Origin of the sequence: Lachnoclostridium sp. An169 (assembly GCF_002160525.1) — a bacterium.
GTDB lineage: Bacteria > Bacillota > Clostridia > Lachnospirales > Lachnospiraceae > Mediterraneibacter > Mediterraneibacter cottocaccae.
Genome location: NZ_NFKT01000012.1, coordinates 66,254 through 88,985, shown reverse-complemented (window position 1 = coordinate 88,985; position 22,732 = coordinate 66,254). Strand labels below are relative to the sequence as shown.

20 protein-coding genes are annotated in these 22,732 nt (G+C 49.9%); 2 read left to right on the top strand and 18 right to left on the bottom strand.

What is annotated here, in order from left to right; genetic code table 11:
- Positions 1-5: 5 nt before the first annotated feature.
- The 8 genes from B5F07_RS10230 to B5F07_RS10195 all read right to left on the bottom strand — a co-directional run bounded on the left by B5F07_RS10230 (position 6) and on the right by B5F07_RS10195 (position 8,601).
- Complete coding sequence (locus tag B5F07_RS10230) at positions 6-413, bottom strand: hypothetical protein (RefSeq protein WP_087161219.1); 408 nt, start codon at positions 411-413, stop codon at positions 6-8.
- A gap of 111 nt (positions 414-524) precedes the next feature.
- Complete coding sequence (locus B5F07_RS10225) at positions 525-1,442, bottom strand: DUF4340 domain-containing protein (RefSeq protein WP_087161183.1); 918 nt, start codon at positions 1,440-1,442, stop codon at positions 525-527.
- Between the two features lie 87 nt (positions 1,443-1,529).
- Positions 1,530-3,035, bottom strand: coding sequence for a Gldg family protein (locus B5F07_RS10220; RefSeq protein ID WP_087161182.1), 1,506 nt, complete (start codon positions 3,033-3,035; stop codon positions 1,530-1,532).
- Positions 3,036-3,048: 13 nt separating this feature from the next.
- Positions 3,049-3,915 (bottom strand): ABC transporter permease subunit, encoded by an 867-nt coding sequence (locus B5F07_RS10215; RefSeq protein ID WP_087161181.1) that lies wholly within the window; start codon positions 3,913-3,915, stop codon positions 3,049-3,051.
- A complete protein-coding gene (locus B5F07_RS10210) occupies positions 3,899-4,903 on the bottom strand; it encodes an ABC transporter ATP-binding protein (RefSeq protein WP_087161180.1) in 1,005 nt (334 codons plus the stop codon). The genes B5F07_RS10215 and B5F07_RS10210 overlap by 17 nt, the downstream gene beginning before the upstream one ends.
- A 151-nt stretch (positions 4,904-5,054) precedes the next feature.
- On the bottom strand, positions 5,055-6,002 hold the full coding sequence (locus B5F07_RS10205) for an SGNH/GDSL hydrolase family protein (RefSeq protein WP_087161179.1): 948 nt from the start codon (positions 6,000-6,002) through the stop codon (positions 5,055-5,057).
- Between the two features lie 191 nt (positions 6,003-6,193).
- Positions 6,194-6,763, bottom strand: a complete 570-nt coding sequence (locus tag B5F07_RS10200) for a hypothetical protein (RefSeq protein ID WP_087161178.1) — start codon at positions 6,761-6,763, stop codon at positions 6,194-6,196.
- A gap of 128 nt (positions 6,764-6,891) precedes the next feature.
- Positions 6,892-8,601 (bottom strand): ABC-ATPase domain-containing protein, encoded by a 1,710-nt coding sequence (locus B5F07_RS10195; RefSeq protein ID WP_087161177.1) that lies wholly within the window; start codon positions 8,599-8,601, stop codon positions 6,892-6,894.
- 407 nt (positions 8,602-9,008) lie between these two features.
- Between B5F07_RS10195 and B5F07_RS10190 the strand changes: the two genes are divergently transcribed.
- Positions 9,009-10,019 (top strand): hypothetical protein, encoded by a 1,011-nt coding sequence (locus B5F07_RS10190; RefSeq protein WP_087161176.1) that lies wholly within the window; start codon positions 9,009-9,011, stop codon positions 10,017-10,019.
- Between the two features lie 132 nt (positions 10,020-10,151).
- On the opposite strand, the gene B5F07_RS10185 is transcribed toward B5F07_RS10190, so the two are convergent.
- Together B5F07_RS10185 and B5F07_RS10180 are read right to left on the bottom strand one after the other, a co-directional pair.
- On the bottom strand, positions 10,152-11,498 hold the full coding sequence (locus tag B5F07_RS10185; RefSeq protein ID WP_087161218.1) for an MATE family efflux transporter: 1,347 nt from the start codon (positions 11,496-11,498) through the stop codon (positions 10,152-10,154).
- A 17-nt stretch (positions 11,499-11,515) separates the two neighbouring features.
- Complete coding sequence (locus tag B5F07_RS10180) at positions 11,516-12,919, bottom strand: alpha-glucosidase/alpha-galactosidase (RefSeq protein ID WP_087161175.1); 1,404 nt, start codon at positions 12,917-12,919, stop codon at positions 11,516-11,518.
- Between the two features lie 203 nt (positions 12,920-13,122).
- Here B5F07_RS10180 and B5F07_RS10175 point away from each other — a divergent pair, with 203 nt between their 5' ends.
- Entirely contained in the window at positions 13,123-13,986 is an 864-nt protein-coding gene (locus B5F07_RS10175) for an AraC family transcriptional regulator (protein ID WP_087161174.1), read from the top strand.
- Positions 13,987-13,994: 8 nt separating this feature from the next.
- On the opposite strand, the gene B5F07_RS10170 is transcribed toward B5F07_RS10175, so the two are convergent.
- The 8 genes from B5F07_RS10170 to B5F07_RS10135 form a co-directional block, all read right to left on the bottom strand.
- Positions 13,995-15,320 carry a glycoside hydrolase family 28 protein gene (locus B5F07_RS10170; protein ID WP_087161173.1) on the bottom strand — a complete coding sequence of 442 codons (1,326 nt, stop codon included), beginning with the start codon at positions 15,318-15,320 and terminating at the stop codon, positions 13,995-13,997.
- 138 nt (positions 15,321-15,458) lie between these two features.
- A complete protein-coding gene (locus B5F07_RS10165) occupies positions 15,459-16,304 on the bottom strand; it encodes an AraC family transcriptional regulator (protein ID WP_087161172.1) in 846 nt (281 codons plus the stop codon).
- Between the two features lie 40 nt (positions 16,305-16,344).
- On the bottom strand, positions 16,345-16,959 hold the full coding sequence (locus B5F07_RS10160) for a YesL family protein (protein WP_162613106.1): 615 nt from the start codon (positions 16,957-16,959) through the stop codon (positions 16,345-16,347).
- A 2-nt stretch (positions 16,960-16,961) separates the two neighbouring features.
- Positions 16,962-17,756: a polysaccharide deacetylase family protein gene (locus B5F07_RS10155; RefSeq protein ID WP_087161217.1), complete on the bottom strand. Its 795-nt coding sequence runs from the start codon at positions 17,754-17,756 to the stop codon at positions 16,962-16,964.
- Positions 17,757-17,790: 34 nt separating this feature from the next.
- On the bottom strand, positions 17,791-19,215 hold the full coding sequence (locus B5F07_RS10150; protein ID WP_087161170.1) for an MGH1-like glycoside hydrolase domain-containing protein: 1,425 nt from the start codon (positions 19,213-19,215) through the stop codon (positions 17,791-17,793).
- Positions 19,216-19,287: 72 nt separating this feature from the next.
- Positions 19,288-20,871 (bottom strand): glycoside hydrolase family 43 protein, encoded by a 1,584-nt coding sequence (locus tag B5F07_RS10145; RefSeq protein WP_087161169.1) that lies wholly within the window; start codon positions 20,869-20,871, stop codon positions 19,288-19,290.
- A 59-nt stretch (positions 20,872-20,930) separates the two neighbouring features.
- Positions 20,931-21,773, bottom strand: coding sequence for a carbohydrate ABC transporter permease (locus B5F07_RS10140; RefSeq protein WP_087161168.1), 843 nt, complete (start codon positions 21,771-21,773; stop codon positions 20,931-20,933).
- A 19-nt stretch (positions 21,774-21,792) separates the two neighbouring features.
- Positions 21,793-22,707: a carbohydrate ABC transporter permease gene (locus B5F07_RS10135; protein ID WP_087161167.1), complete on the bottom strand. Its 915-nt coding sequence runs from the start codon at positions 22,705-22,707 to the stop codon at positions 21,793-21,795.
- Between the last annotated feature and the right edge of the window lie 25 nt (positions 22,708-22,732).

The window sequence follows — 22,732 nt, the reverse complement described above, 5'->3', positions numbered from 1 at the left end:
CGGCATCAACTCTTTTTAATAAATGTGGTGCTGCACTTGGGGCAGCGGATCTCGATCTTCCCCTTTCCTCTCGGGATTCTGATCTTCTGCCTGCAGTTCGGGCAGGTATAAATATGATATACCCTTCTCTGCTTCCAGATATTCTTCTGCTGTGAAAAAAATGTCCGGATCTTATAGGTCTTTGCCAGAAACGCCTGGTTCTCGGCATAGCGCTTCGATGTGTTGCGCGAGAACATCCTGAAATAACAGTAGATAACCAGCGCCCAGCCGATCAGATAGAACACCAGCCCCACCGGGTTCCTGCTCAGAAACGATGAGAGCAGCACTACCACAACACCGAGGATCAGAAGAAACTTGGAAAACTGGTCAATCCCGTATCTTCCCTGCATAAACCGTATGAATTTTTCCTTCATATCCTTCATATGTATCCATCCTTTACCTGAAATCTGTAATATGCTATCTATTTTCCTCTGTTTTCCGAACAAAGTCAATTAAAATCTTATAAATTTTAAAAATAAACATTATCATTCATCATCGCTGACATTCATAATATTATTGCAGACTGTATCAGAAATCAGGTATACGATCCTTGAATCATTGATCATCACATACCGGTCGCCGCTGCCGTCATCATTTCCGATATACAGCGTAAGCACCTGTTCCTCGTCATCCTGGGTGTATGTGGCTTCCACCGTAATGCGCGATGCTTCATCCAGTCCGTAAGTCTTAAGATCCGCATCCGCCACGGAGTAGTCGGCCACATCGGAGAGCGATACCGCTCCCAGTCCGCCTGCCACCGCCGCGATATCCTCGGACTGGTCCTCATTTTCCGAATCATAGGTCGTGGTCACACCGTCCTGCGTGATCGTCTCCCGCACAAGATTGCCGCTTCCGATGCTCGGATAATCGTCAAGCTGCGCCATGTCATCCAGCGTATAATTCAGATCTTCAATGACGGTTGTGGAAACCGTATAGACAACGCCGTCATCATTTGCCGTAACATAATAGTAATCCCCGGTCACATCCCCGAAATAAAGTGTTGTTGTATTTCCTTCACTGTCCGTGTACTCCACCGTATACGCCGGGTCATCCAGACCGTAATCTGCCAGCTCATCTCCGTCTTCCAGCTCCCGGTCTGCTTCTACCCTGCCCAGAGTCTCTGCCATATTTTCCGGATAGCTCTGGCTGAGCGGAAAATCCTTATCTGCCGTGTAATACCAGGTATCCCCGTCTTTTTCAAACGCCATGTCCCCGCTGCCCACATTGTAGCTGATGGCTGTGATCTCATCCGGATCGGTATCAGTCACATAGACCTTCTCCGCATCTTCCTGTGCCTGCTTTTCTTCTTCCTGCGCCGTATTCCAGGCCCGCATGCCGAAGTAAGCGGCAAGCAGAACCACCAGAACCGCCAGGGCGATCATCAGTCCTCTGTTTTTCTTCATTGATCCACCTCTTTCTCTGAACCTGCATCTATGAATCTGCATTCCGCCTCTGAACCCGAATCTTTCTCCGGGTCCGCATGCTGCCTGTTAAGCTTTTCTTCTTCTGAACCACACGATAAATCCTCCGATCAGAACGACTGCAGGAACACCGAATACCACCAGGAAACTTAAAATCCCTGTGTGCTGCATGGTGTTATATTCCACTGACAGGCTCTTTGCCTCAATGGAAAGATTCTGCACGCCCTCAAAGTTTTCTGTGACAGCGTTCATGAATACCGTAGTATTTTCCAGAGTCGAGAAAGCATCCGTAATGTTCTGGTCAATCAGGCTCGCTGCCGTAATTACAGTAAGGCGGCTCTCCACCTCTTCTGACTGTGCGTCTTCCGACGTGTCTGAAGAACCCTCATCTGCGTCACCGCTGTCTGCATCACCGCTGTCTGCATCACCGCTGTCGGAAGTCACCGACTCCGTTGCCACAGCGCCCAGAACATATTCACCCTGTTCCTGGCTTTCTTCTGTCACCGCATAGGCGTCAGCGGATGTGGACATAAAATCCGTGGTCGTGATCGTATCCCGCTCCGGATCTGTCAGAGTCATTCCATGGGCATAGGCGAGAAGAACCATCCGCGAAGAGATTCCCGTCGCCATATCTCCGGAAAGTGAAAGTTCCGGGAAGATGTAGTAATAATTTCCCTGATAACATCTCGTCGGATCCGCCATATAGCCGTCCACGCCGTTCATCCCGTACTCAGCCAGAAGTCCGCCCAGATTCGGCAGATCGGATATTCCCATGTCTCCAAGGAGGATCATCACCTTTCCGCCCGAGCCCAGATAATCGGAAAGCATATTCACCTCCTCCTCCGTAAGATCAGCGGTCGGTGCATACATCAGCAGCAGATCACAGTCCTCCGGAACAGAAGTGCTCATCAGCAGGTTGAGATCGGAAAGGGTGTAGCTGTTCTTGGACATCAGGTCCGTGATGGTTGAGGAAAGCGTGCCCTCGCCATGTCCGGTGGTCTGATAAATGATCTGCTCCGTATCGCTTGTCACATAGTTGACCGCGCTTGTCAGCTGTCCTTCCCCGTCGAATTCCGTGTAGGAAGTAGTTCCATAATAATAGTAGGAATACTGATCCATAACAAGGATGTCGTCAAAGGAGACCGTGGTTGATTTTCCTGTGTCATCGCAGGAGATAACGATCGTATTTTCCGATGTATCATAATCCGTCAGTGCCGAAGGATGGAGCACCGGGTCAACCCATTCCACGTGGATGTTGCCGGAAAGAGATGCGTACCTGCTCAGGAATGTGCTGATTCTCTCATCCGTCTCATCCTGCACCGCCAGAACCGTCATATCAACCTCTTTGTCCAGACCGGCAAGGAGCTCTCTTGAGGTATCCGAAATCTCATAGATCTTCGTGCTGCTGACGTCAATGTTCCGGTATGCCTCCGGAATCTGGCCGATCAGAAGATTAAATACGATTACAATCGCAATGACAACCGCGGTCAGCCCCACGCTGTAAGCTCCGCTGCGCGTTCCGGCTGAGCGAAAAAGCCGGATCAGATTTTGTTTTGTCTTTTTTATTCTTTCCACAGTTCTCACCCTCCTAGCTCCAGCGTCTCTTCTGAATCGCCTGTACCGTAAGGAATACGAATACGGCGATCACCGACAGATACAGCACGATTCCCGTTACATCCACAATACTGTTGGAGGTAATGTCCGAAAATACATTGGCAAGTGCCAGCCTTCCCAGCAGATTTGAAGGGAGATTCTCATACAGGGAAGAATCCGCAGCATACACGGCAATCCCCGCAATCATGCCGATGACTTCAATTCCGCCTGCAATCACAAGATTGTCTGTCATCCGGTAAACATACACCGCGATCAGCGTCAGAATCACCAGTACACAGACCAGGCCGCTCAGAGCTCCGTCCGGCATCATGGAGAGGATCCCATCCCAGAGATACAGAATCAGCAGGATGCCGAAAGTACTGATAAATGCAATGATCTGACTCTCCGTCAGGGCCGACATGAACATGCCGATAGCCGCGTAAACACACCCCAGCAGGAAGAACACTGCAATCGAAGTGTAGTCCACAAGCGGATAAGCATTTCCCTGGGACATAATAATCAGCGGATAGAGACAGAAGATCAGATTCGGAATTGCAATCACCGTCACCATCGCCAGATATTTTCCCATCACAACCTTCCCCAGACTTACCGGAGCCGTCAGAAGAAGCTGGTCCGTCCTGTTTTTGCGCTCCTCCGAGAAGCTGCGCATGGTAATCAGCGGGATTCCCACAAGGAATACGACCAGCGACCCGGAAAGTGTATAGGAAAAGTACGGATATCCGGAAATCAGATTGTACGCCATAAAATAAATTCCTGTAAACGCGGTCAGGAATGCAATAAACACACATCCGACCATGGACTGAAAATAGGCTTTCAGCTCTCTTTTATAAACTGCCAGCATTCTCTCTGTCCTCCTCTCTCTCCTGAATCAGTCTTCTTGCAAATGCATCCGGAACTGTGTTTTTCTGCGTCAGTTCCATAAATACATCCTCAAGGCTTGGTCTTGTCGTCTTCAGCATAAGAAGAGGAATTTTCCTGTCGGCAAATGCAAGAAATACCCGTTCTCTGATATCCTCGCCTTTCTTCTGCAGGATATCTGCATATGTCGTTTCTTCCGTTCCCCGCCGTATGGTAATCTGCTCGATACCGGGTACATTTTTCAGAATTTCCCGTATCTCCGCCGACGATGCTTTTGCTTCTATCTCAACGGTCTCTGACTCGCCCAGAAGTCTCTCCAGATTTTCCGGCGTGTCACTGGCAACCAGCCTGCCTCTGGAAATAATCAGAATATAATCACAGACCTCCCGGACTTCCGCCAGGATATGGGAACTTAAGATAACCGTGTGATTTTTCGCCAGTTTGCGTATCAGTTCACGGATCTCGATGATCTGCTTCGGGTCCAGACCCACGGTAGGCTCGTCGAGGATAATGATCTCCGGGAACCCCAGTACCGCCTGGGCAAGCCCGACTCTCTGCCGGTATCCCTTTGAGAGATTCCGGATCAGTCTGTGTTCCACGTCTTTGATCTTCACCAGCTTTTCCACAGCCGTCACCGCGTCCTCCCGTTTCTGCCTCGGTATCTTCTTCAGCTCCGCAGCAAAATCCAGGTATTCGCGTACTGTCATCTCCATATAAAGAGGCGGAATCTCCGGAAGATACCCGATGTGTTTTTTTGCCTCCTCCGGTTCTCTGAGGATGTCGTGCCCGTCAATGAGCACCTCCCCTTCCGTAGCGCCCAGATATCCGGTCATGATATTCATGGTGGTGGATTTTCCGGCGCCATTGGGACCTAAAAAGCCATAGATCCGCCCGGCTTCAATCTTGAAGTTCAGGTGGTCTACGGCCAGATGATTCCCGTATTTCTTCACCAAATTCCTTACTTCTATCAAGGTCTTAACCCTCCCTGAGATATATTTTTCCCAGGCGGTTCCCTGCGTCCGCGCTTTCCATCACACAGGGGTCCGCCAAATATGACTAAAGGGTATCAGAGTTGTGTGAAGTTTCTGTGTTACAAATGTGACAGAGTTTTGTGCTTGTCCTTTATTCGCTTTCTGCGCGGTACTGCTCCGTCACCAGTTCCGCGATAATCTGCTGTCCCATCTGATCCGGATGGAGACCGTCCGACTGTACATGGGCGCAAATCGTTGATTCCGAGACCCGGACCACGGAATAGCCGTAGGTTCCCGCATGTTTTTCAATAACCGAATTCATATTTCCTATAATATCTTCCACCACCTGATTCATCGTAGACGGAAGCTTCATATTCACTACCGGATTATAGATATCCGTAACGATCACCTGCGTCGTATCCCTCCTCACGGAATTCACCGTCTCCATCATCTGCATCCACTGCACTTCAAAAGACTGGTAATCCCAGTTGCTTATGGCGTCAATAATTCGGATAATGAGAAGCGGATTTGACTTCACCGCATCCTCCAGGACACTCAGCGCCTCATCTGCGCTCCTGAACTTTGCATCCGTTTTCAGGATCTCCTGAACTGCCCGCTTACATTCGTTGAGCAGATCATTTGACCCTATGGTGATGAGAATCAGATTCGATTTTTCCAGGTCCATAAGCACCTGCCTCTGAGTCAGGATTTTTTCATTCATACCTTTAGAGGCAAGACCGTTTCTGGCATAATTCCTGACCGTAAAAGGCTCCTGCTTTTCCGCCGCGATCTCCCGGGCCGCAAGCTCTCCGTAACATGCGATCTGAACGGACTTGTCGTCGGAGTATCCCTTTGCAATGCTGTCCCCCAGAACTGTGCAGTACAGTCTCCGATCCAGAAAACCGTCTTCTGTTTCCTCCTGTTCCGCACGTACCGGGGCGGATGCATCTGCCGTCCCTGCACCGTTCTCTCCATATGTTCCCGCTCCTGCAGATCCTTCGCCGTCTCCTGTCAGGCCGTACGGAGTTGTCAGCAGTGCCGACACTGTTATTATGAAGACAAACAATAATGCCGCTGCTGCCCTGAGATATCTCTTCATAATTTCCACATCCTTATCCTGTTCTCCGAAAATTCCGGACTGTTTTCCGTCATTCCGTTTCGTCTCCCGTCTTTTTCAAAATGCTGAGGACAGCCCGCTCAGGCTGTCCCCCCAGTTCTGATATTAACATCTATATTGCCCATCCGGCATATCCGCCATACATGGGAATAACCTGTAATAAAGGCTCCTTTTTACTTTGATTTTGGATTTTTCCAGATCCAGAGCGCACCCACAATCCCGATGATATAGAGAATATTTACCATCACCGTCGGATTATCCCGCAGCAGCCAGATAATTCCCACAACCGCCGCAAGGGATACCGCCAGCTGAAATGCAGAGAGAATCCGCTTCTGGCGGGCTTCTTTTGTCTTCTGCATTAACTCCTCGCGCTTTTGCTCCAGTTCCAGGTATTCCATCAGATTCTCATCGCCGATGTGGGTGAGAATCCACTCTTCCCGGGAGAATTCTCTTTCTTCTCTTCTGGAGCGGAAGAATCTTCCCCGGGATTTTTCCGGCTCTGGTGCTTTTTCTGGTTCTTCCGGTGTCACGCCGTCTCCGACGCTGCGGCTGTCTGCGGGCTGTTCCGCTGCCGCAGAGAACGCTGTTTCCGCCTCCTCATAGCCCGGGCCGGTGTAGTCCGCCGGAGTCACCGGCTGCTCGTTTTTCATGTTGCCTGCGCCGTTGTCAGCATGGCTCATAGCGTTATTTTCATTCTCATTATTTAAATTGCCATTATTCTCGGTTCTTTTTTCTTCAGACACGGTTCTTTCTCCTCTTATTTTTCCTCTTACGTGATCCATTATAGCGGTTAATATCCTGCTGACTCTATTATATCGGCAATCGGCGGGAAGCGCAACCGGGAATCGCTGTACTTGGGAATCGCTGCACTCTATCTCATTCCCATGTTTCCCCGGTAACGGTTAAAACATGCGAAAATCTCCTGCCTCCGCGGCATTGCCATGCAGGAAATGCTGGAGCTGCTCTCGCAGAGTGCGGCAAGCGAGCCTTTACGGATTACATTTTCCAGTTCATCCACAATCTGGCGCAGATTCTTTCTCCCATCCATGATGTGCTTCTGCGCATACCGCATGCAGTATCCCAGGGCAGTTACCTGCTCGCTGTCCGTGATCTGCTCTACATAACGCAGGTCGATCGTTTCTTTATTAATCATAACCGCCTCACGCCCCATAGTTTTCATTTTGATACGGTCATTTCCCTTAAACGCCTGGTTCGGCCGGGGACATCTGCCGAAATCCGGAGTAACGCCGTCCTGTTCCGGAACACTGATCATGGGGAAACTTTCCGCTTCTTTTTTCGCGTACTCTGTAATGTCTTTCGGCACATAGCGGTCCATCTGTATAATCGTATCCGCGATGTGGAAATACGCGCCCGAACTTCCGGCTACGATCACTGTGGAAATTCCATATCTGTCGTAAAGTTCCCGGATTCTCTCAATAAACGGCGTAATCGGTTCCATATCCCGATGAATCACTCTCTGCATCAGCTCATCCCGGATCATGAAGTTGGTTGCACTCGTATCCTCGTCGATCAGGAGAAGGGACGTTCCCGCTTCGATGCTCTCCACCACGTTTGCCGCCTGGGATGTACTGCCGCTGGCGTCTTCCGTGCTGAAGTGCACAGTGTCTTTACCGTTCGGAAGATCGTTGATAAACATGGAGATATCCGTTCTCTGAATGCTTCTTCCGTCCTCAGCGCGGATCTTCATGGCAGTATCGTCCGTGATCACATATTCTCTCCCGTCCCCTGCAATATGGTTATACACTCCCAGTTCCAGTGCTTTCAGCAGGGTGGATTTTCCGTGATAGCCTCCTCCCACGATAAGAGTAATTCCTTTCCGGATTCCCATGCCGGTGACCGCACCCTTATGCGGAAGTTCTATAGTCACTTTCAGTTCTTCCGGCGATTGGAACTTCACGCCCTCTTTCATCGGTCTGGATGAGACGCCCGACTCTCTGGGGAGAATGCTGCCGTCCGCCACAAAAGCGCACAGCCCCATCTTCGGAAGCATCTCCCGGATATACTGCTGATCCTCCGCAAGATCAATAATCCCCCTCAGGCGCTTAGCATCCATATTTTTGTACATCAGAGAATATTTCACACACTCCGGCACAAAATCAAAGAGGATCTTCTCCAGTTCCCGTGCATTGATGGTCCGTCCGTTTGCCGGGAAACCGATCTCCATGCGCAGGACAATGTCCCCTGTCGCCGGATCCATCGTGCAGGCAGTCCGCTCCAACACCTCCTGTCCGCAGCGGCTCACTGAGATCAGCCCGCTTTTCCCGGAACCTTTTGCCTTGAATGCGAACTGCTCCGCCCTCCTGCCAAACTGCCGCGTCAGCTCATCCTGAAGCGCGATGCGCTGATGATCTCCTTTATAAAGCTCCTGCGGAAATCCCGCTGTCTTTCCTTTCACATGTACGCTTACCTTTGAGGGCGATGCAAACGGATCCCCCTGTACATGGTCGATTGACAGAACATATCCCGGGAACTGGTACATTCCCCTTGTATCTTTGTAGGCAGGATAACCCCGGTGGTCGATCCTGTTCAACAGATTTCTTAAATCAGCAGATAACTGCATTGCTTAAAGCCTCCTTCTGTCAGAATAATGTCAAAATCCTGTTTTTAAACACTACTATTCTACCATGATTCTGCGGTAAAGCAATAAGCGCGAACAAAGTTTAAACTCATATCTGGTCTTTTTTCCGAATCCATGTTCTGGCACATATTTACAAAAATATACTTTCTTCCCTTTACTTCTTGACAGGAAACGCAGAGCGTTCTATTATTCCTGTAAACAAAACATCAAAATCACCGTTGTTCCTGTTTCCGGGCATTCCCCGATCACCTATTGCCCCGCAGGAACACCTCATTCTCCCGAAATATCAGCGTTCTTTTACAGATATCATGGCATTTCTGCCGGAGATACCACATTTTGATGAACTGTCACTTATTAAACTCTCAGAAACACACAAGGAGGACATGCCTATGGGCAAAGCAAACACAGCGGTAAACACCTGGCTGAGCGACAACAGACGCTTCGCAGACCTGTTCAACGGAACCGTTTTCGAAGGAAAACAGGTTATACTGCCGGAAGATCTGGACGGGCTCGACCGGGAAACGGACATTATTGTCACTGATAAGGACAACACTTCCAGGGCCCTGCAGCGCTACCGGGATATCGTAAAACAATGGAAGAAGGGGCCTTTTTTCGCAGTACTTGCATGCGAATCACAGGATAAGATCCACTATGCCATGCCGGTGCGGAACATGCTGTATGACGGTCTGTCATACACAGAACAGATCCGGACAGTCTGGAAAGAAGACGAATATCGCCGGTCAAATCCTGCCGATGGACAGGCTTCCCATCCCCGCCTGACCAGTAAGGAGTATTTCTCCCGTTTCCGGAAAACAGACCGGATCTTTCCCGTTATCACACTGGTATTCTATTATGATCTGAAGAAATGGGACGGAGCCGTGGAGCTTTATGATATGTTCCACTTCGACAGCCGGACAGATACAGAAGCGGAAATCTTTAACCTTCTGCGCACTTATCTGCCAAATTACCGGATCAATCTCATCGACGCCGGAAATATGGAAAATATAAACCGTTTCCACACCGATTTACAACAGATTTTTGGCGTGTTACAATACAGGGGAAAGAAAGAAGAACTGCGCAGTTATATGTTGGAAAACCGGGATTACTTCGGGCAGGTGGATGTGGAAACCTATCATGCGCTGCAGTCATTTCTGCACTCAGAGAAGATCATGAAAGAAGTAAAAGTTTCACAGGGAAAGGAGCGGATCGATATGTGTCAGGCGTTAGAGGATATTTATGCGGATGGAGTAAAGGACGGTGAAAAGACCGGACGCACGCAGGAAAAACTGGCAATCATAGTAAAAATGATGCAGGATAACCTTCCGGTTTCAACAATAAAAAAATATACAGATGCTACGGACGAAGAGATTGAAAACGCCAAGACCGCAGTATTGCATTAAGCTTATTTAAAAACTCATATTTAATATAAGAGAAAAACAGAGTTCTTTGCGCATGCCTGCCAAAGAACTCTGTTTCTGTTTCTTTTTTCATTCAGTTAGTTCTGCGCTTCCTCCACATCTCTCCATCCGTCCTCAGTTTACCACCTTCCACCGCATCTTTGCCAGGAAAATCAGGAAGATCACGGCTGCAACACAGTTTGAGAAAAGATTTCCCCAGAACACAGAATAGTATGCCAGGAAACTCTCCGTACACAGAATAAAGACGTACCGCAGAAGCCAGATCCGCAGGAAGCCCAGAACCAACGGCACTTTCGTCCTTCCCAGTCCGATCATGGCTCCCTGGACGGCGGCACAGATACCGAATCCTACCACGGAATAGGCATAGAGTTTCAGCGCCCGGTTGGCAATCTCAAGAACCTCCGGTTCCCTTGTAAAGAGAACGGTCAGATGACCGGAGACGGGAACGACCACCGCAATAATCACCACTGCCGCAGCAGCGGCAAATCCGCATCCCCAGAACGTACTTTTTCTGGCTCTGTCCACATTGCCGGATCCCATGTTCATGCTCACCATCGTTGTCACAGCAGAACCGAAAGCCGATGGAACATTATAGCACACGCTTGTAATGCTGTTGGCGATTCCCTGTCCGTTGAGCACGATGGCTCCGTATTTCTGCGTCTCATTATTAATCAGTACGAATCCAAGACTCATAATCATCTGGGTCAGCATGGAGGGCACACCGATTTTCACCAGCCGGTGTATGATGCGCCTGTCAAACCGGAATTCTTTCAGGGTAAGCTGCATGGAAGATTTCACCAGGAAAAGTTCATAGAACATCCAGATGCAGACCGCCACATTGGCTGAAAATGTAGCCAGCACGCAGCCCACAATTCCCAGGCGCAGCCACACAATAAAAACGACATTAAACGCCACTTTGAGCACCAGCATAATCACCATTCTCACGAATGGCTTTTCCGGCCTGCCCGTGGCGTTCATAATACCATTGTAAATGCTCTCCATAAAGGAGAACGGCAGTACAAATGCATAAAGCATAATATAAAGTCTGACATTGTCCGAGATCTCCGGCGTCACATAGGCGCTGATGGGAAATGCCAGCACGATCATCACAGGAATAATGCACAGCCCAAGCGAAAACCCAAACACAACTGTCTGGGTGCTGACGCGGCGCACTTCGCTGAAATCCCCTCGTCCGAATGTCTGTCCGATAACGGCCATGGCGGCCGCGCTTAAGCCAACTGCCAGCGCGGTCGCCAGGCTGATCACCGGATTGCAGAATGTCACAGCGCTCGCCACAAGGGTTCCCGCCACATTGTTGATAAAAAGGCCGTCTGACAGGGGGATCAGCGACTGGACAAGACTCATCATCAACGTCGGCACTGCCAGTGTGATAAGTATCTTTCCGATTCCCCCTCCCAGAATCATCTGCCTGCGCTTTTCGTCATCCAGTTTCTTCATCATCCGAAAAAACACCTTCTTTATTTCTTCCATCCCTCCGGAAGATATTTTGCCGTTCCTGCGATCATATCGTCCACAAGTTTTCTCACGTCTTCCTCACTGCATCCTTTCCCTTTGATCAGCGGATCGTTGAGGAATGCTTTCACTACCAGCTCACGGTCGCAGGTCAGTGCTGCCTGAAGCGTATATTCATGATTCTCCACATGGGGCATGATCAGGCTGCGCACATTTTCCGGAATACTGCCTGCCACTACCGGACGGATAGCGTCGCGTTCAAATACTGCATTTGTCTCAACAACCGCTGTCTCCGGCAGATTTGCGATCTGACGGGATGTATTCGGGATATTCACATTGCTCACCACGCGGCCGAGTCCGCACAGTGCCTTAATCAGCAGGATTCCTTCCTCGCCGGTCGGCTCAAGTTTTACTTCCTCCTCGCCGGATACAAGCCGGTGGCTTTTCTCCAGACGTTTCTTCAGATCCTCTTTTCTCCAGTCAACTGTGGTCAGCCCGAACTTCCAGCTCTTCACTGTCTCCGGATCGTTGAGATACTCATTTCCCGGCATAAACTCTGCCAGGTGACGGTCGCCTGCCGCCGCGATCAGTCCGTATCTGCGGAACAGATCGAATTTCACCCGGTGGGCACATGCGAATGTGGAGTTCATCCAGTTCTCGTCTTTCTCTTCATATCCTTCCTCGAAATGACTGTCCACGTACTCTCTGTAGATGGGGAACAGATCATATCCCTTGTAGGATGCATAGTCGAACCATGTAAAATGATTGATTCCAAGAACATTGACATGGATATCACGGCGGTCAATATTCTCGATGCCCAGCGTTCTCTCCGCAATTCCCTTCAGCACTTTCTGCGTTCCGAACACTTCATGACAGCATCCGAACGCCTTGATCTGCGGGAACACATGATAGAGCACTTTCACACACAGACTCATGGGATTCGTATAATTGATCACCCATGCATCCGGCGCATGGTCACGCACCGCCTCTGCGATCTCCACAAACATTGGGAGTGTGCGCAGCGCACGGATGATTCCGCCCGGTCCCGCCGTATCTCCTACGGACTGGTACACGCCCAGGCGTTCCGGCGTATGTACATCGACCGCCATCTCGTCAAATGTCCCCGGCAGAATGGAAATCACGACAAAATCAGCTCCTGTAAGAACACTCTGGAGACTGTCGTACGTTTTGTACTCCCATTTTCCCACAGCGTCCTCCCTTGCGCTTAAGCGGTTTCCGATAATCTCATTTGCCTCCGCCGCAGCCTTGTCAATATCATACAGCCGAATTGTACCGCTCATATCCGGTTCCATGGCGAGATCTGTCATAAAGGTCCATGCCCACCCCCTTGAGCCCCCTCCGATATATGCAATCTGCACGTCCGTTACTTTTCCGTTTCTGTAATTCATAGCTTTCTTCCCACTGCCGCCCGCCGCACCGTACCGGGTCTTTACGTGACTGCAGCTTCTTCCTTTCTTCTTATTCTTTCAGCGTTACATTTTCTGTAACCTTTCTATAGACATTATAAAAAGCAAGTGTATAATATTCTTATAAAATTTTTCCTTTTCAGGATATTTTTCAAACTATTTTGTCTTTTTAAGGAGAACGGAGCATGAAAAAAATCATCTATAACCAGACAATCCCGGGACTGGCTATCAGCCGCGTCGTCCGGGATTATGAGTTTACCATGCCGATCCGGCACATGCACGATGAATACGAGATCTACTATCTCATAGATGGGGAGCGCTACTACTTTATCGAAAATCAGATCTACCATGTAAAAAAAGGAAGCCTTGTGCTCATCAACCGCAACCAGATCCATAAGACCGTCCAGTTCGGCGACTCAAGCCATGAGCGCATTGCAGTCATGCTCGGAGGTAATTTCCTTTCCGATTTTCTCGCCGTCACCGGAGAGCTCTCGCTTCCCGCCTTTTTCCGGCAGAACCAGGGTGTTTTCTGCCTGAATCCTCCGGATCAGGAGTATGTTCTCTCCCTGCTCAACGGTATCGCTGCGGAGATGAACACGCAGGGCACCGGATACCGCGCGATGATCCTCACCAAACTTACACGCCTGCTCATCTTCTGCCAGCGTTACCGCAGGCATAGAGACACTGATATCTCCGGCTCTCTTTCTGCGTCAGTGACACATCAGAAAGTCTCCGAGGTGGCTTCCTATATTTCTTCCCACTTTGCAGAGGCCTCTTCTCTTGACACCGTTGCAAGGCACTTTTTCATGAGCAAAAGCTATTTGAGCCGGATTTTCAAACAGGCGACCGGCTACACGGTAAATGAATATATTAATGTCAGCCGGGTCCAGGAGGCGGAAAGACTCCTGATTGAAAGTGATCTGAGTGTAACTCTGATTGCCGAGGCCGTGGGCTACGAGAGCATCACCTACTTTGAAAAAATCTTTCGCAGCCACACAGGGACCTCCCCGCTGAAGTACCGGAAACAGCACCGCATTCCGGACGTTTAGCAGTATGCTCAGTCTTCTGAAATATCCATTCTTCCGCAGTCGGCGATGTCGTATTTCTCCGGCACATGGGGCGCCATCTCCGGCGACACATCCACCTGTCCCCCGCGGATCCGGATCTTTTCCGCATTTCTGCAGTAATAGCCGGCAAGTTTTCCCGCCGCAACCGCTTCTCCGGGCCAGGGTCTCAGGTCGTGTCCCTCCTTGGGCCAGTCTGTCTTTTTCCTGATTTTCAGGAAGACATTTTCAAAGACAACGTCTGAAATATTTCTGCTCTCATCACCGTAGATCAGGATTCCGTTTTCAGAATCACAGTTGATATTCTGGAAGCGGATGTTCTGTATGGTTCCCACCTGCGAATCTTCTTTTCTCTTTACAGCCGTGATGGCGATGGGTTCCGCCGCTCCCCACCAGTGCTGCTTGGAAAACATTCTTGTGACAATATTCAGATTGCAGAAAATGACATTCTCAATCCTTCCCTTATCCCGCAGCTGCAGGGAAATTCCCCGGTTTGACCGGCTGATATTGCAGTTTGAGACGATGATATTGCGGAACACATTCTCGCTCTCGGTGCCGAACTTTATTGCTGCGCTGGTGGAAATCAGCGTGCAGTTTGTCACCGTGATGTTTTCGCATGCCCCGTATGCATTTGCTTTTTCTGTATTTTTAAATACAATGCAGTCGTCTGCGGATTCGATATGACAGTTTGAGATCCTCACATTCTTACAGTGATCCGGATCGATTCCGTCGCAGTTTGCCAGCCGCAGATTGTTGAGAATCCTCACGCCGTCGATCAGAACGTCCTGGCACCCCACAAGGTGTGTTGTCCAGAAAGCGCTTCTCTGCAGAGTCACATTCCGGATGGTCAGGTGTTCGATGTTTTCAAAAAACAGAAGCGGGATTCTCGGATAGAATGATCCGTCAATATGCCAGGGTGTAACTGTCCCGTAGTAGATCTCTTCCATGCCGTCAATCGTCCCGGGACCCGTAATGGAGATATCCGTTCCGTCCTTTGCGAAAATGAAAAACTGCAGGGGTTCTCCCGCATATTCACAGTTTTCATACGTGGGAACCTTCACCGACGTGTCGATCTTCGCTTCGGACAGGCTGGCGTAGTCTTTCAGATCTGCACTCCCCCGGAGTACAGCCCCGGATTCCAGATAAAGTTCTACATGGGATTTGAGAATTACCGAGCCGGAGACATACGTCTTTCCGCCCGGAAGGTACACTCTGCCGCCTCCGTCTGCATGGCAGGCATCGACTGCTTTCTGAATCGCAGCCCCGTCGTTCGTACTGCCGTCGCCGCAGGCGCCAAAGTCAAGAACATTGTATAACATAAATAAACCTCCTGTAATCCGTATACGGATTCATTGAGGTGTAGAGGATGAACTATTTCTAATTTACCATGAAATGCGCGTAAACACAAGTACTGCGGCACATTTTCACATGTATACTTTTCTGAACATATCCCCGCTTCACCTCCGCTTAACGGATGAATTCTCCGCCATCCTCTTCCGGTACTCCCGGGGGGACACGCCGTTCATCTTGCGGAAAATATCCTTAAAGTAGTTGCTGCTGCTGAACCCGCAGTCCGCAGCGATCTTTGTAACCGAATCATCCGTGGTAATGAGAGCCTGGCAGGCTCTCTTATTGCGGATGAAGTTCAGATAATCCTTAAATGTGATGCCGGTCTCCTTCTTGAATTTCCGGCTGAAATAAGCCGGACTCAGGTTTGCGATCTCGGCAATATCCTCCAGCGTGATAGGCTGGTTGAAATTAGTCTCTATATATTTCAGTACTTTGTCGATGGTATTGTCCCGTCCTTCCTGTGTTGTAGAATTTACCAGCTGACCGTTTCTCTGAATCAGGAGGAGAAGTTCTGCCAGTTTCAGGGTCAGAAACGCACTGGAAAACTGGTCGGGATGATTATTCTCCCTCAGCATTGTCATCAGCAGCTGTGACATATCGACCTGGGTCTTTTTCGGCAGGATAATCTTGCCGGAATGCATCATGGTATCCAGAATACACGGTATTCCTCCGAACATATCGGTAGGCACCGATTTCCGGGAACAATAGACGTTGATGCGTTCGCATTCACTGTTGCCGTCATAATGTGTGTAATGCTTCTCATTGGGCAGCACAATAAACACATCCCCCGGCATAAGCTGGTATACAAAGTTGTTGACTGAGTAAAGTACCTTTCCTTTCAGAAGATAATAAATCTCATAATAATTGTGCGAGTGCTCATAGTCCATGGAAAATCCCAGTTCCCGCGCCTGTCTCTCAATATAAATACCCCTGTCCCGATTTGTATTATACATAAGAATCCTCCGTAATTCTTCCTGTCGTAACCGTCCGATGTCAGCTTTGCAGATTCAGATGATATTTCTCAAAAATTCTGTTGATAATGTATGAGTTCAAAAATGCAGACAGCCCCGGTGCAATGATGGCAAGAATCCACACATGGAACAACGCCACATAGAAGATCACTGCCGTAATCACGACTGCAGAGAACAGCAGCACCGCATTCCGGATGCACAGGGCAAACGCCATTTTTACAAGGGCGCTGACTGTATTTTCACAGCGTGCAAGAAGCGGAAAGACCATCGTCAGGAACAGAAGATAGATCACGCACATGATCAGCGCCGCTATGATTACCGACCGTCCCAGAGAGGTCCCGCTGGTCAGGCACCACATTACATCAAGGTAAAGCACAACTCCTACGGCAGCCGTTCCGATCCAGATCACGGTCGCCTGTTTGAAATTCTGCCGGAAAGACTTGAAAAACGAGCGGACCGTATAGCCTTCCTGGTTGGAAGCCAGTTTCAGCGTCACATAATACATGGCTGTCGTGGACGCGCCGATCGTGACAACCGGCAGGCTGCACACGATCCAGAGGACCGAGACGATAAAGACGTCCGCCAGGTTTCCGATGAATCTCCACACGGGATTATCTACATTAAAAAATCTGCCCATTTTTACTCCTCCGTCCTGCGTTCTTCTCCGGGCCGGCATACATAGTTTTTTCCGGAAGCCGTATAGTAGATGGGCAGAGCCGATGGATTATACATTCTGTCAAGCCCGGCGCTCATCTCCACATTTCTCAGTGCTGTCACATATTCACAGATCTCCCCGTTTGACGCATACCAGGTATCCGGATCACCGGAAGCCTCCCGGGCAAAGGTCTCGATCAGTTCCCATGTGTTCTCCCTCTCAAACTCAAAACTGTGTCCCCAGACATAGAAAAGCGGCATCTTTTCATATCCGGGAATGCTGCGGAATTTCTCCAGCTTTTCCAGGATGCCCTCGTTGTGGTGCATAGTGGGATGCCACTGCATGAAATCAGCAGGGAGGGCAAAACTGTGGGTGGAACGCACCGTCCTGCTGTAGCGGATGCCCGCCGCCTCTGCTGTCCGGATAAAATCTTCCGAGTATTCCCCGAACGCATAGGACATCCCGCGGATCATCCTCCCTGTCATCTTCTCCAGAGCAGCCCGGTCTTCCCACACTTCCCGAAGCTGTTGGGAAGAGCAGAGCTGAAGCACATGCCTGTGCTCCACGCCGTGACAGGCGATCTCCTGCCCTTCATACAGACTGCAAAGTTCCCCCGGTTCCACAAACTCCGGCTTTCCGACTGTACCGGAATTCAGATGAAATGTCCCTTTCAGGCCATATTTATTAAAGATCTCAACCAGTCTGCGGTCATAGATCTGCCCATCGTCATAGCTGAATGTCAGCGCTTTCTTTTTCCAGTCCGGATATAAAAATTCCATAATCTGCTCCTCTCTGTCTTGTTTTACGGTTGATTCAGAAGGATCGTACTTCTCTGGCATCTGCCTTCTCATCATATTTTTCCGCCCGCAGCACTCTTCCGCTGTAATCGGTTATGATCCGGCTCCCCGCAGGCGCTTCAAAGATCTTTGTCCCGTTGAGAAAGGCCTCCGCCTTCTTCCCGCTGCTCACAATACGGTAGGTATTTCCACGCCAGCTCTGCTCGAACTCGGTCTGCGCCTCACCGAAGCTGCCCCAGAAGATTTCCTTTCTCTCCACATGGATGCCGTGCATTCTCGATATATATTCCAGTACGGAGAGCATGGCAGGCCCGTAGGCGTCCTGCTCACCCTCCAGGGAAACTGCTGACGGAACACCTGTAAACGGATCGTACTGCTGTACGAACACACATTTTTCTCCGATGGCTTCAAAAAGCTTTCTTCCGAGAACCGGGATCAGGGTGAAATACCCGTATTTTTCCAGAGCCCGGATGGCTCTCTGATAGGTGAGTGCTTCCGCCTGACCGCTCCAGTTGTTGGTGGTCACGTTCCGGAAAAGAGGATCATTTACCGCCACAGACGGCAGCGGCATCTTCGTCCAGAACTCATCCGGATTCAGGAGATGCTCTTTCACAAAGCGATCCGCCATCTCCTGCGTGATGCTGCCCCAGTACATGCAGCGCAGGTTATTGTGAGTCAGCACAGGCATTACGTTGTGATTTCTGTCGCGGTCATAGTAAGCTCCCTTCGCCTCATCCCAGAGGTAGGACTTCATCTTGTCCAGCACCTTATCCGCCCGCTTCGCACACTTTCCGGCTTCCTCTTCCCTGCCCCGGATCCGGCTGATCTCGCCCATCACAGTACGGCAGGCATAGGAGTAACTCATAATATCCATGGATGCGATCGGCACTGCCTCGCATCCTTCCGGCGGAACTTCCTCTTCCCATCCGTCCGGCGCGTCCATATACCGCATGGCGTGGTCTTCCCCGGTGTCATATTTGCACCATGTCTCCAGACATCCGTCCCCGTCGGAATCCCGCACTTTCCAGAGATACTCGTCGAACCCCCGCAGTGTCTCATAGAGCTGATCCAGATAGTCATTGCCCTGCTCTGCCAGATAGTACATGTTCAGGGCGGGGTCCGGGAAACAGAAGCCCTGGAATTTATTGAACTGAGGCGTAATCTTCCCGTCAATCATGGCAATGCTTCCCGGGATTCTTCCGTCCTCCCTACGGCATTCCATAAAGAGGAGCTGATTGTTCAGCGCCGCCTCCATATCCCTCATGGCGTACATCTCTCCGCCCATGGGCTGTGTTTCCAGCCAGATCTTCTCATATCCGCCGCCCTCGATAAGGACCTTTCTCCCCGCAAAATCTTTCAGATTCAGCCTGGATTTTTCTTCCGCTTTCTGAAACAGCCTGCTCTCCAGAGGATCGCTGCTTGTAAATTTCACATTTCCCATTCTTATTCTCCCTCGTAATTGATTGTGCTCCGGTCAGTTTTTTAATCAGATTCCTGTCCGGTAAGGTTTTCTTCATGCAAGATTCTCTATGGCAAAGAAATCAAAATCCGCATATGCCGACAGTCCCGCCATATCGTGTACATACATGCCGAAATGGGCTCCGGTGAATCCCCGGCAGTGTTCATCTGTCAGGATCTCTGTCGTACATTCCTCTTTCATCACATGCCAGTTTACACCGTTATCCCCGGAATATGCAAATTCTACTTTCATTCCGTCCTCGCTGGTCCGGGCCCGAAAAATAATCTCTCCGTCCGTCTCCGGGCGCACCGGTTCGATCTCATCTGTGATCACTCCGGCATCACTTTTCAGAAGCACCAGCACCGGGCTGCCTTCCTCGTCCGTCGTCTTTCCGGCAATATAGAAGTTCATGGCATCATACATATAGGCAAGCCCTGCAAGCTGCTGTTCACAGGTGGGATGGAAATCCATCTTCGTCATTGCCTGTACGTGGAGCTCCTGCTGCCGCCTTGCCGCCAGAGTAACCCTGTGAAGAGAATTCATGGACTCCTGCCCGGTCAGCCGCAGATATCCTTTTCTCGCCGTAAGATCCGCATATTCCCCAAGCGGAATTCTCGGGGAGACATAGCCGTTCTGCCAGTGATTCCATGCTTTTCCCGTGTCAAAATCATCTCTTATCAGGGCAGCTCCCTCCATTATCGAAGCGCCTGCATTCCCTGCTTCGGAACAAACTCCCTCTGGCTCTTCAGTCTGTCTCTGCCCGAAACGTCCCCCGGATTTAAGACGGAACCAGCCGTCGTCCGTGAGCACGATTTTCTGGAGAGCAGTCTCTCTTCCAAGCAGGCTCTGCTTCTGCTGCGCCCTGGCACACAGATGGGCGATATACCACTCCCCGGCCTGTGTCTGCACCAGATCTCCATGCCCGCATTTCTGCAGTTCTTCCGGATCTTCTGTATCAGATGTAAGGAAAGGATTCTCCGGATCCGTCTCAAACGGTCCCCAGACACTTTTTGCCCGAGCCATGCTGACACAATGGCTGTATCCGGTCCCTCCTTCTGCCGTGAGCAGATAGTACCAGTCACCGATATGGTACATATGGGGTCCTTCCGTACAGCCGATTCCGGAACCGGAATACACTTTCTTTCTCTCCCCGATGAGTTGCCAGGTCCTGGGATCAAGTTCCTGAACCAGAATTCCCTTGAAGCCGTTGACCATATTGATCAGATATTTTCTTCCATCGGTATCGTGGAACAAAGACGGATCAAACCCGATGCTGTTCAGGTAGACCGGTTCCGACCACTCTCCCCGAATATCATCTGTCCAGATCAGGTAGTTGTGCGTATTGTAGAAACGTCCTTTTTTTGTCTTTACATCCGTAAACAGCAGATAAAACCTGGAGCCGTCGTAAGTCAGGCAGGGCGCCCACACGCCGCCCGAGGTGGGATCTCCCTTCATATCGATCTGGGAGGTTCTCGTAAGCGCCGCCCCGACCTGTTCCCAGTTCTTCAGATCCCTGGAATGAAAGATCTTCACACCGGGGAACCACTCGAACGTGGACACTGCAATATAATAGTCTTCCCCTGCCCGGATAATGCTTGGATCCGGGCAGAAACCGCGAAGTACCGGATTCTGTATCATCTCTGAATTTCCCTCCATTAGCAAAAAAGGGGTGTAACACACCCCTTTTCATTTATTTTTTATCCTTTCAGTCCGCTGGTGCTGATTCCCTCAACCAGATATTTGTTGAAGAAGAGGAAGATCAGGAACACCGGAATCATGGACAGTGTTGACATGGCGAACATTGCGCCGTAGTCTGTCGTGGATGCTGCATCCGCGAAGTTCTTGATTGCCAGGGATACCGTATAGGAATTCGGCGTGCTTAAGTAAAGCAGCGGTCCCATATAGTCGTCCCACTTCCAATAGAACTGGATGATAACCGTGGTCACGATGGACGGTTTCATCAGCGGCAGAAGAACTCTTGTAAATACGGTATATTTGCTGCAGCCATCGATGGTCGCCGCCTCGTCCAGGTCTCTCGGAATACCCGCCATGAACTGCATCATCTGATAGATGAAGAATGCCTGGCCGCAGTAATACGGGAGAATCAGCGGGATCGGTCCCGGTACCAGGTGCAGGTCATACCACAGCAGGAACTGCGGGATCATGATAACCTGGCTTGGGAGCATCATTGTCGCCAGCATGCATGCGAACCAGATACCTCTTCCGCGGTATTTGATTCTTGAAAATGAGTAGGCCACCAGCGCGGAACTGATCACGCATCCGAATGTGGCAACTACCGTAATCACAATAGAATTCCGGAAGAACGTAGCGAAGGTCGTGCCTGCGAATCCGCTCCATCCTGTTGAATAGTTGCTGAGCTTCAGCGTTTCCGGAATCAGACTTAAGCTTCCTCTTAATATCTCTGCATTGTCCTTGAAGGATCCGCTGATCATCCAGAGTACCGGGTAGATCATCACGAAACCGAAGAGGATAACAAAAACATGATAGGCAGCTTTCTTTGCCTGTGCTTTTCTTCTCATAGCTTTCCCTCCCCGTTTCCTATGAATCTGCTTCACTGAACACCCACATCTTGGATGTCTTAAAGATTACCAGAGTAACGACAGCCATCACAACGAGCATTACCCATGACATTGCGCAGGCATATCCCATATGATCATACTGGAACGCCTGGTTGTAGACATTCAGCGCATAGAGCATGGTGCTGTTGTTCGGTCCGCCTCCGGTGATGATGAATGCCTGTGTAAATGTCATGAACGCCTGAATGGTCTGCATGACAAGGTTATACAGGATGATCGGAGACAGACAGGGCAGCGTAATCTTGAAGAAGGACTGGAAACCGTTGGCTCCGTCGATCTTTGCCGCCTCATAATATGTTGTCGGTATCTCTTTTAAACCTGCCGCGAAAATAATCATTGATGATCCGAACTGCCATACCGCCATCAGAATCAGGGGATACAGCGCAAGCGCCTGATCTCCGAACCAGTTGATTCTGTCCAGTCCCATGGATGTCATAACTTCATTAAACAGACCTCTTCTTGCGAAAAGCTGTTTCCACACCAGTGCTACCGCAACGCTTCCGCCGACCAGAGACGGTACATAGTACAGAGATCTGTACAGCGTCACCATCTTGCTCTTTCTTGTAAGCACAAAAGCGACAAGCAGCGCGAATGCAAGTTTTAACGGTACGGAAATAATTACATACTTAATTGTTACAAGCAGTGATTTATGGAAAACTTCGTCCGTCAAAAGCTGTTTAAAGTTATCCAGACCGATAAACTCCGGTACTTTTACAGCCATTCCGTAATCGGTAAATGAATAATACAGAGAAGTCGCCATCGGAATCAGAGAGAAGCAGATAAATCCGAAAATAAACGGCAGGGCGAAGATGTATCCCACTGTCGTATCGTGGTATAAAAATTTTCGGAACTTACCGGTGCCTGCTGCTTTACCCATTTCAAAGTTCCTCCTTTACAATGTG

What these genes read in the sequence shown, in the direction of transcription:
- B5F07_RS10180 (WP_087161175.1), bottom strand. Translation starts at nt 12,919, where the DNA reads ATGAATTACAGAAACGGAAAAGTAACGGACGTGCAGATTGCATATATC.
- B5F07_RS10230 (WP_087161219.1), bottom strand. Translation starts at nt 413, where the DNA reads ATGAAGGAAAAATTCATACGGTTTATGCAGGGAAGATACGGGATTGAC.
- B5F07_RS10150 (WP_087161170.1), bottom strand. Translation starts at nt 19,215, where the DNA reads ATGGGAAATGTGAAATTTACAAGCAGCGATCCTCTGGAGAGCAGGCTG.
- B5F07_RS10195 (WP_087161177.1), bottom strand. Translation starts at nt 8,601, where the DNA reads ATGCAGTTATCTGCTGATTTAAGAAATCTGTTGAACAGGATCGACCAC.
- B5F07_RS10215 (WP_087161181.1), bottom strand. Translation starts at nt 3,915, where the DNA reads ATGCTGGCAGTTTATAAAAGAGAGCTGAAAGCCTATTTTCAGTCCATG.
- B5F07_RS10145 (WP_087161169.1), bottom strand. Translation starts at nt 20,871, where the DNA reads ATGATACAGAATCCGGTACTTCGCGGTTTCTGCCCGGATCCAAGCATT.
- B5F07_RS10175 (WP_087161174.1), top strand. Translation starts at nt 13,123, where the DNA reads ATGAAAAAAATCATCTATAACCAGACAATCCCGGGACTGGCTATCAGC.
- B5F07_RS10165 (WP_087161172.1), bottom strand. Translation starts at nt 16,304, where the DNA reads ATGTATAATACAAATCGGGACAGGGGTATTTATATTGAGAGACAGGCG.
- B5F07_RS10155 (WP_087161217.1), bottom strand. Translation starts at nt 17,756, where the DNA reads ATGGAATTTTTATATCCGGACTGGAAAAAGAAAGCGCTGACATTCAGC.
- B5F07_RS10170 (WP_087161173.1), bottom strand. Translation starts at nt 15,320, where the DNA reads ATGTTATACAATGTTCTTGACTTTGGCGCCTGCGGCGACGGCAGTACG.
- B5F07_RS10190 (WP_087161176.1), top strand. Translation starts at nt 9,009, where the DNA reads ATGGGCAAAGCAAACACAGCGGTAAACACCTGGCTGAGCGACAACAGA.
- B5F07_RS10225 (WP_087161183.1), bottom strand. Translation starts at nt 1,442, where the DNA reads ATGAAGAAAAACAGAGGACTGATGATCGCCCTGGCGGTTCTGGTGGTT.
- B5F07_RS10205 (WP_087161179.1), bottom strand. Translation starts at nt 6,002, where the DNA reads ATGAAGAGATATCTCAGGGCAGCAGCGGCATTATTGTTTGTCTTCATA.
- B5F07_RS10185 (WP_087161218.1), bottom strand. Translation starts at nt 11,498, where the DNA reads ATGATGAAGAAACTGGATGACGAAAAGCGCAGGCAGATGATTCTGGGA.
- B5F07_RS10160 (WP_162613106.1), bottom strand. Translation starts at nt 16,959, where the DNA reads ATGGGCAGATTTTTTAATGTAGATAATCCCGTGTGGAGATTCATCGGA.
- B5F07_RS10135 (WP_087161167.1), bottom strand. Translation starts at nt 22,707, where the DNA reads ATGGGTAAAGCAGCAGGCACCGGTAAGTTCCGAAAATTTTTATACCAC.
- B5F07_RS10140 (WP_087161168.1), bottom strand. Translation starts at nt 21,773, where the DNA reads ATGAGAAGAAAAGCACAGGCAAAGAAAGCTGCCTATCATGTTTTTGTT.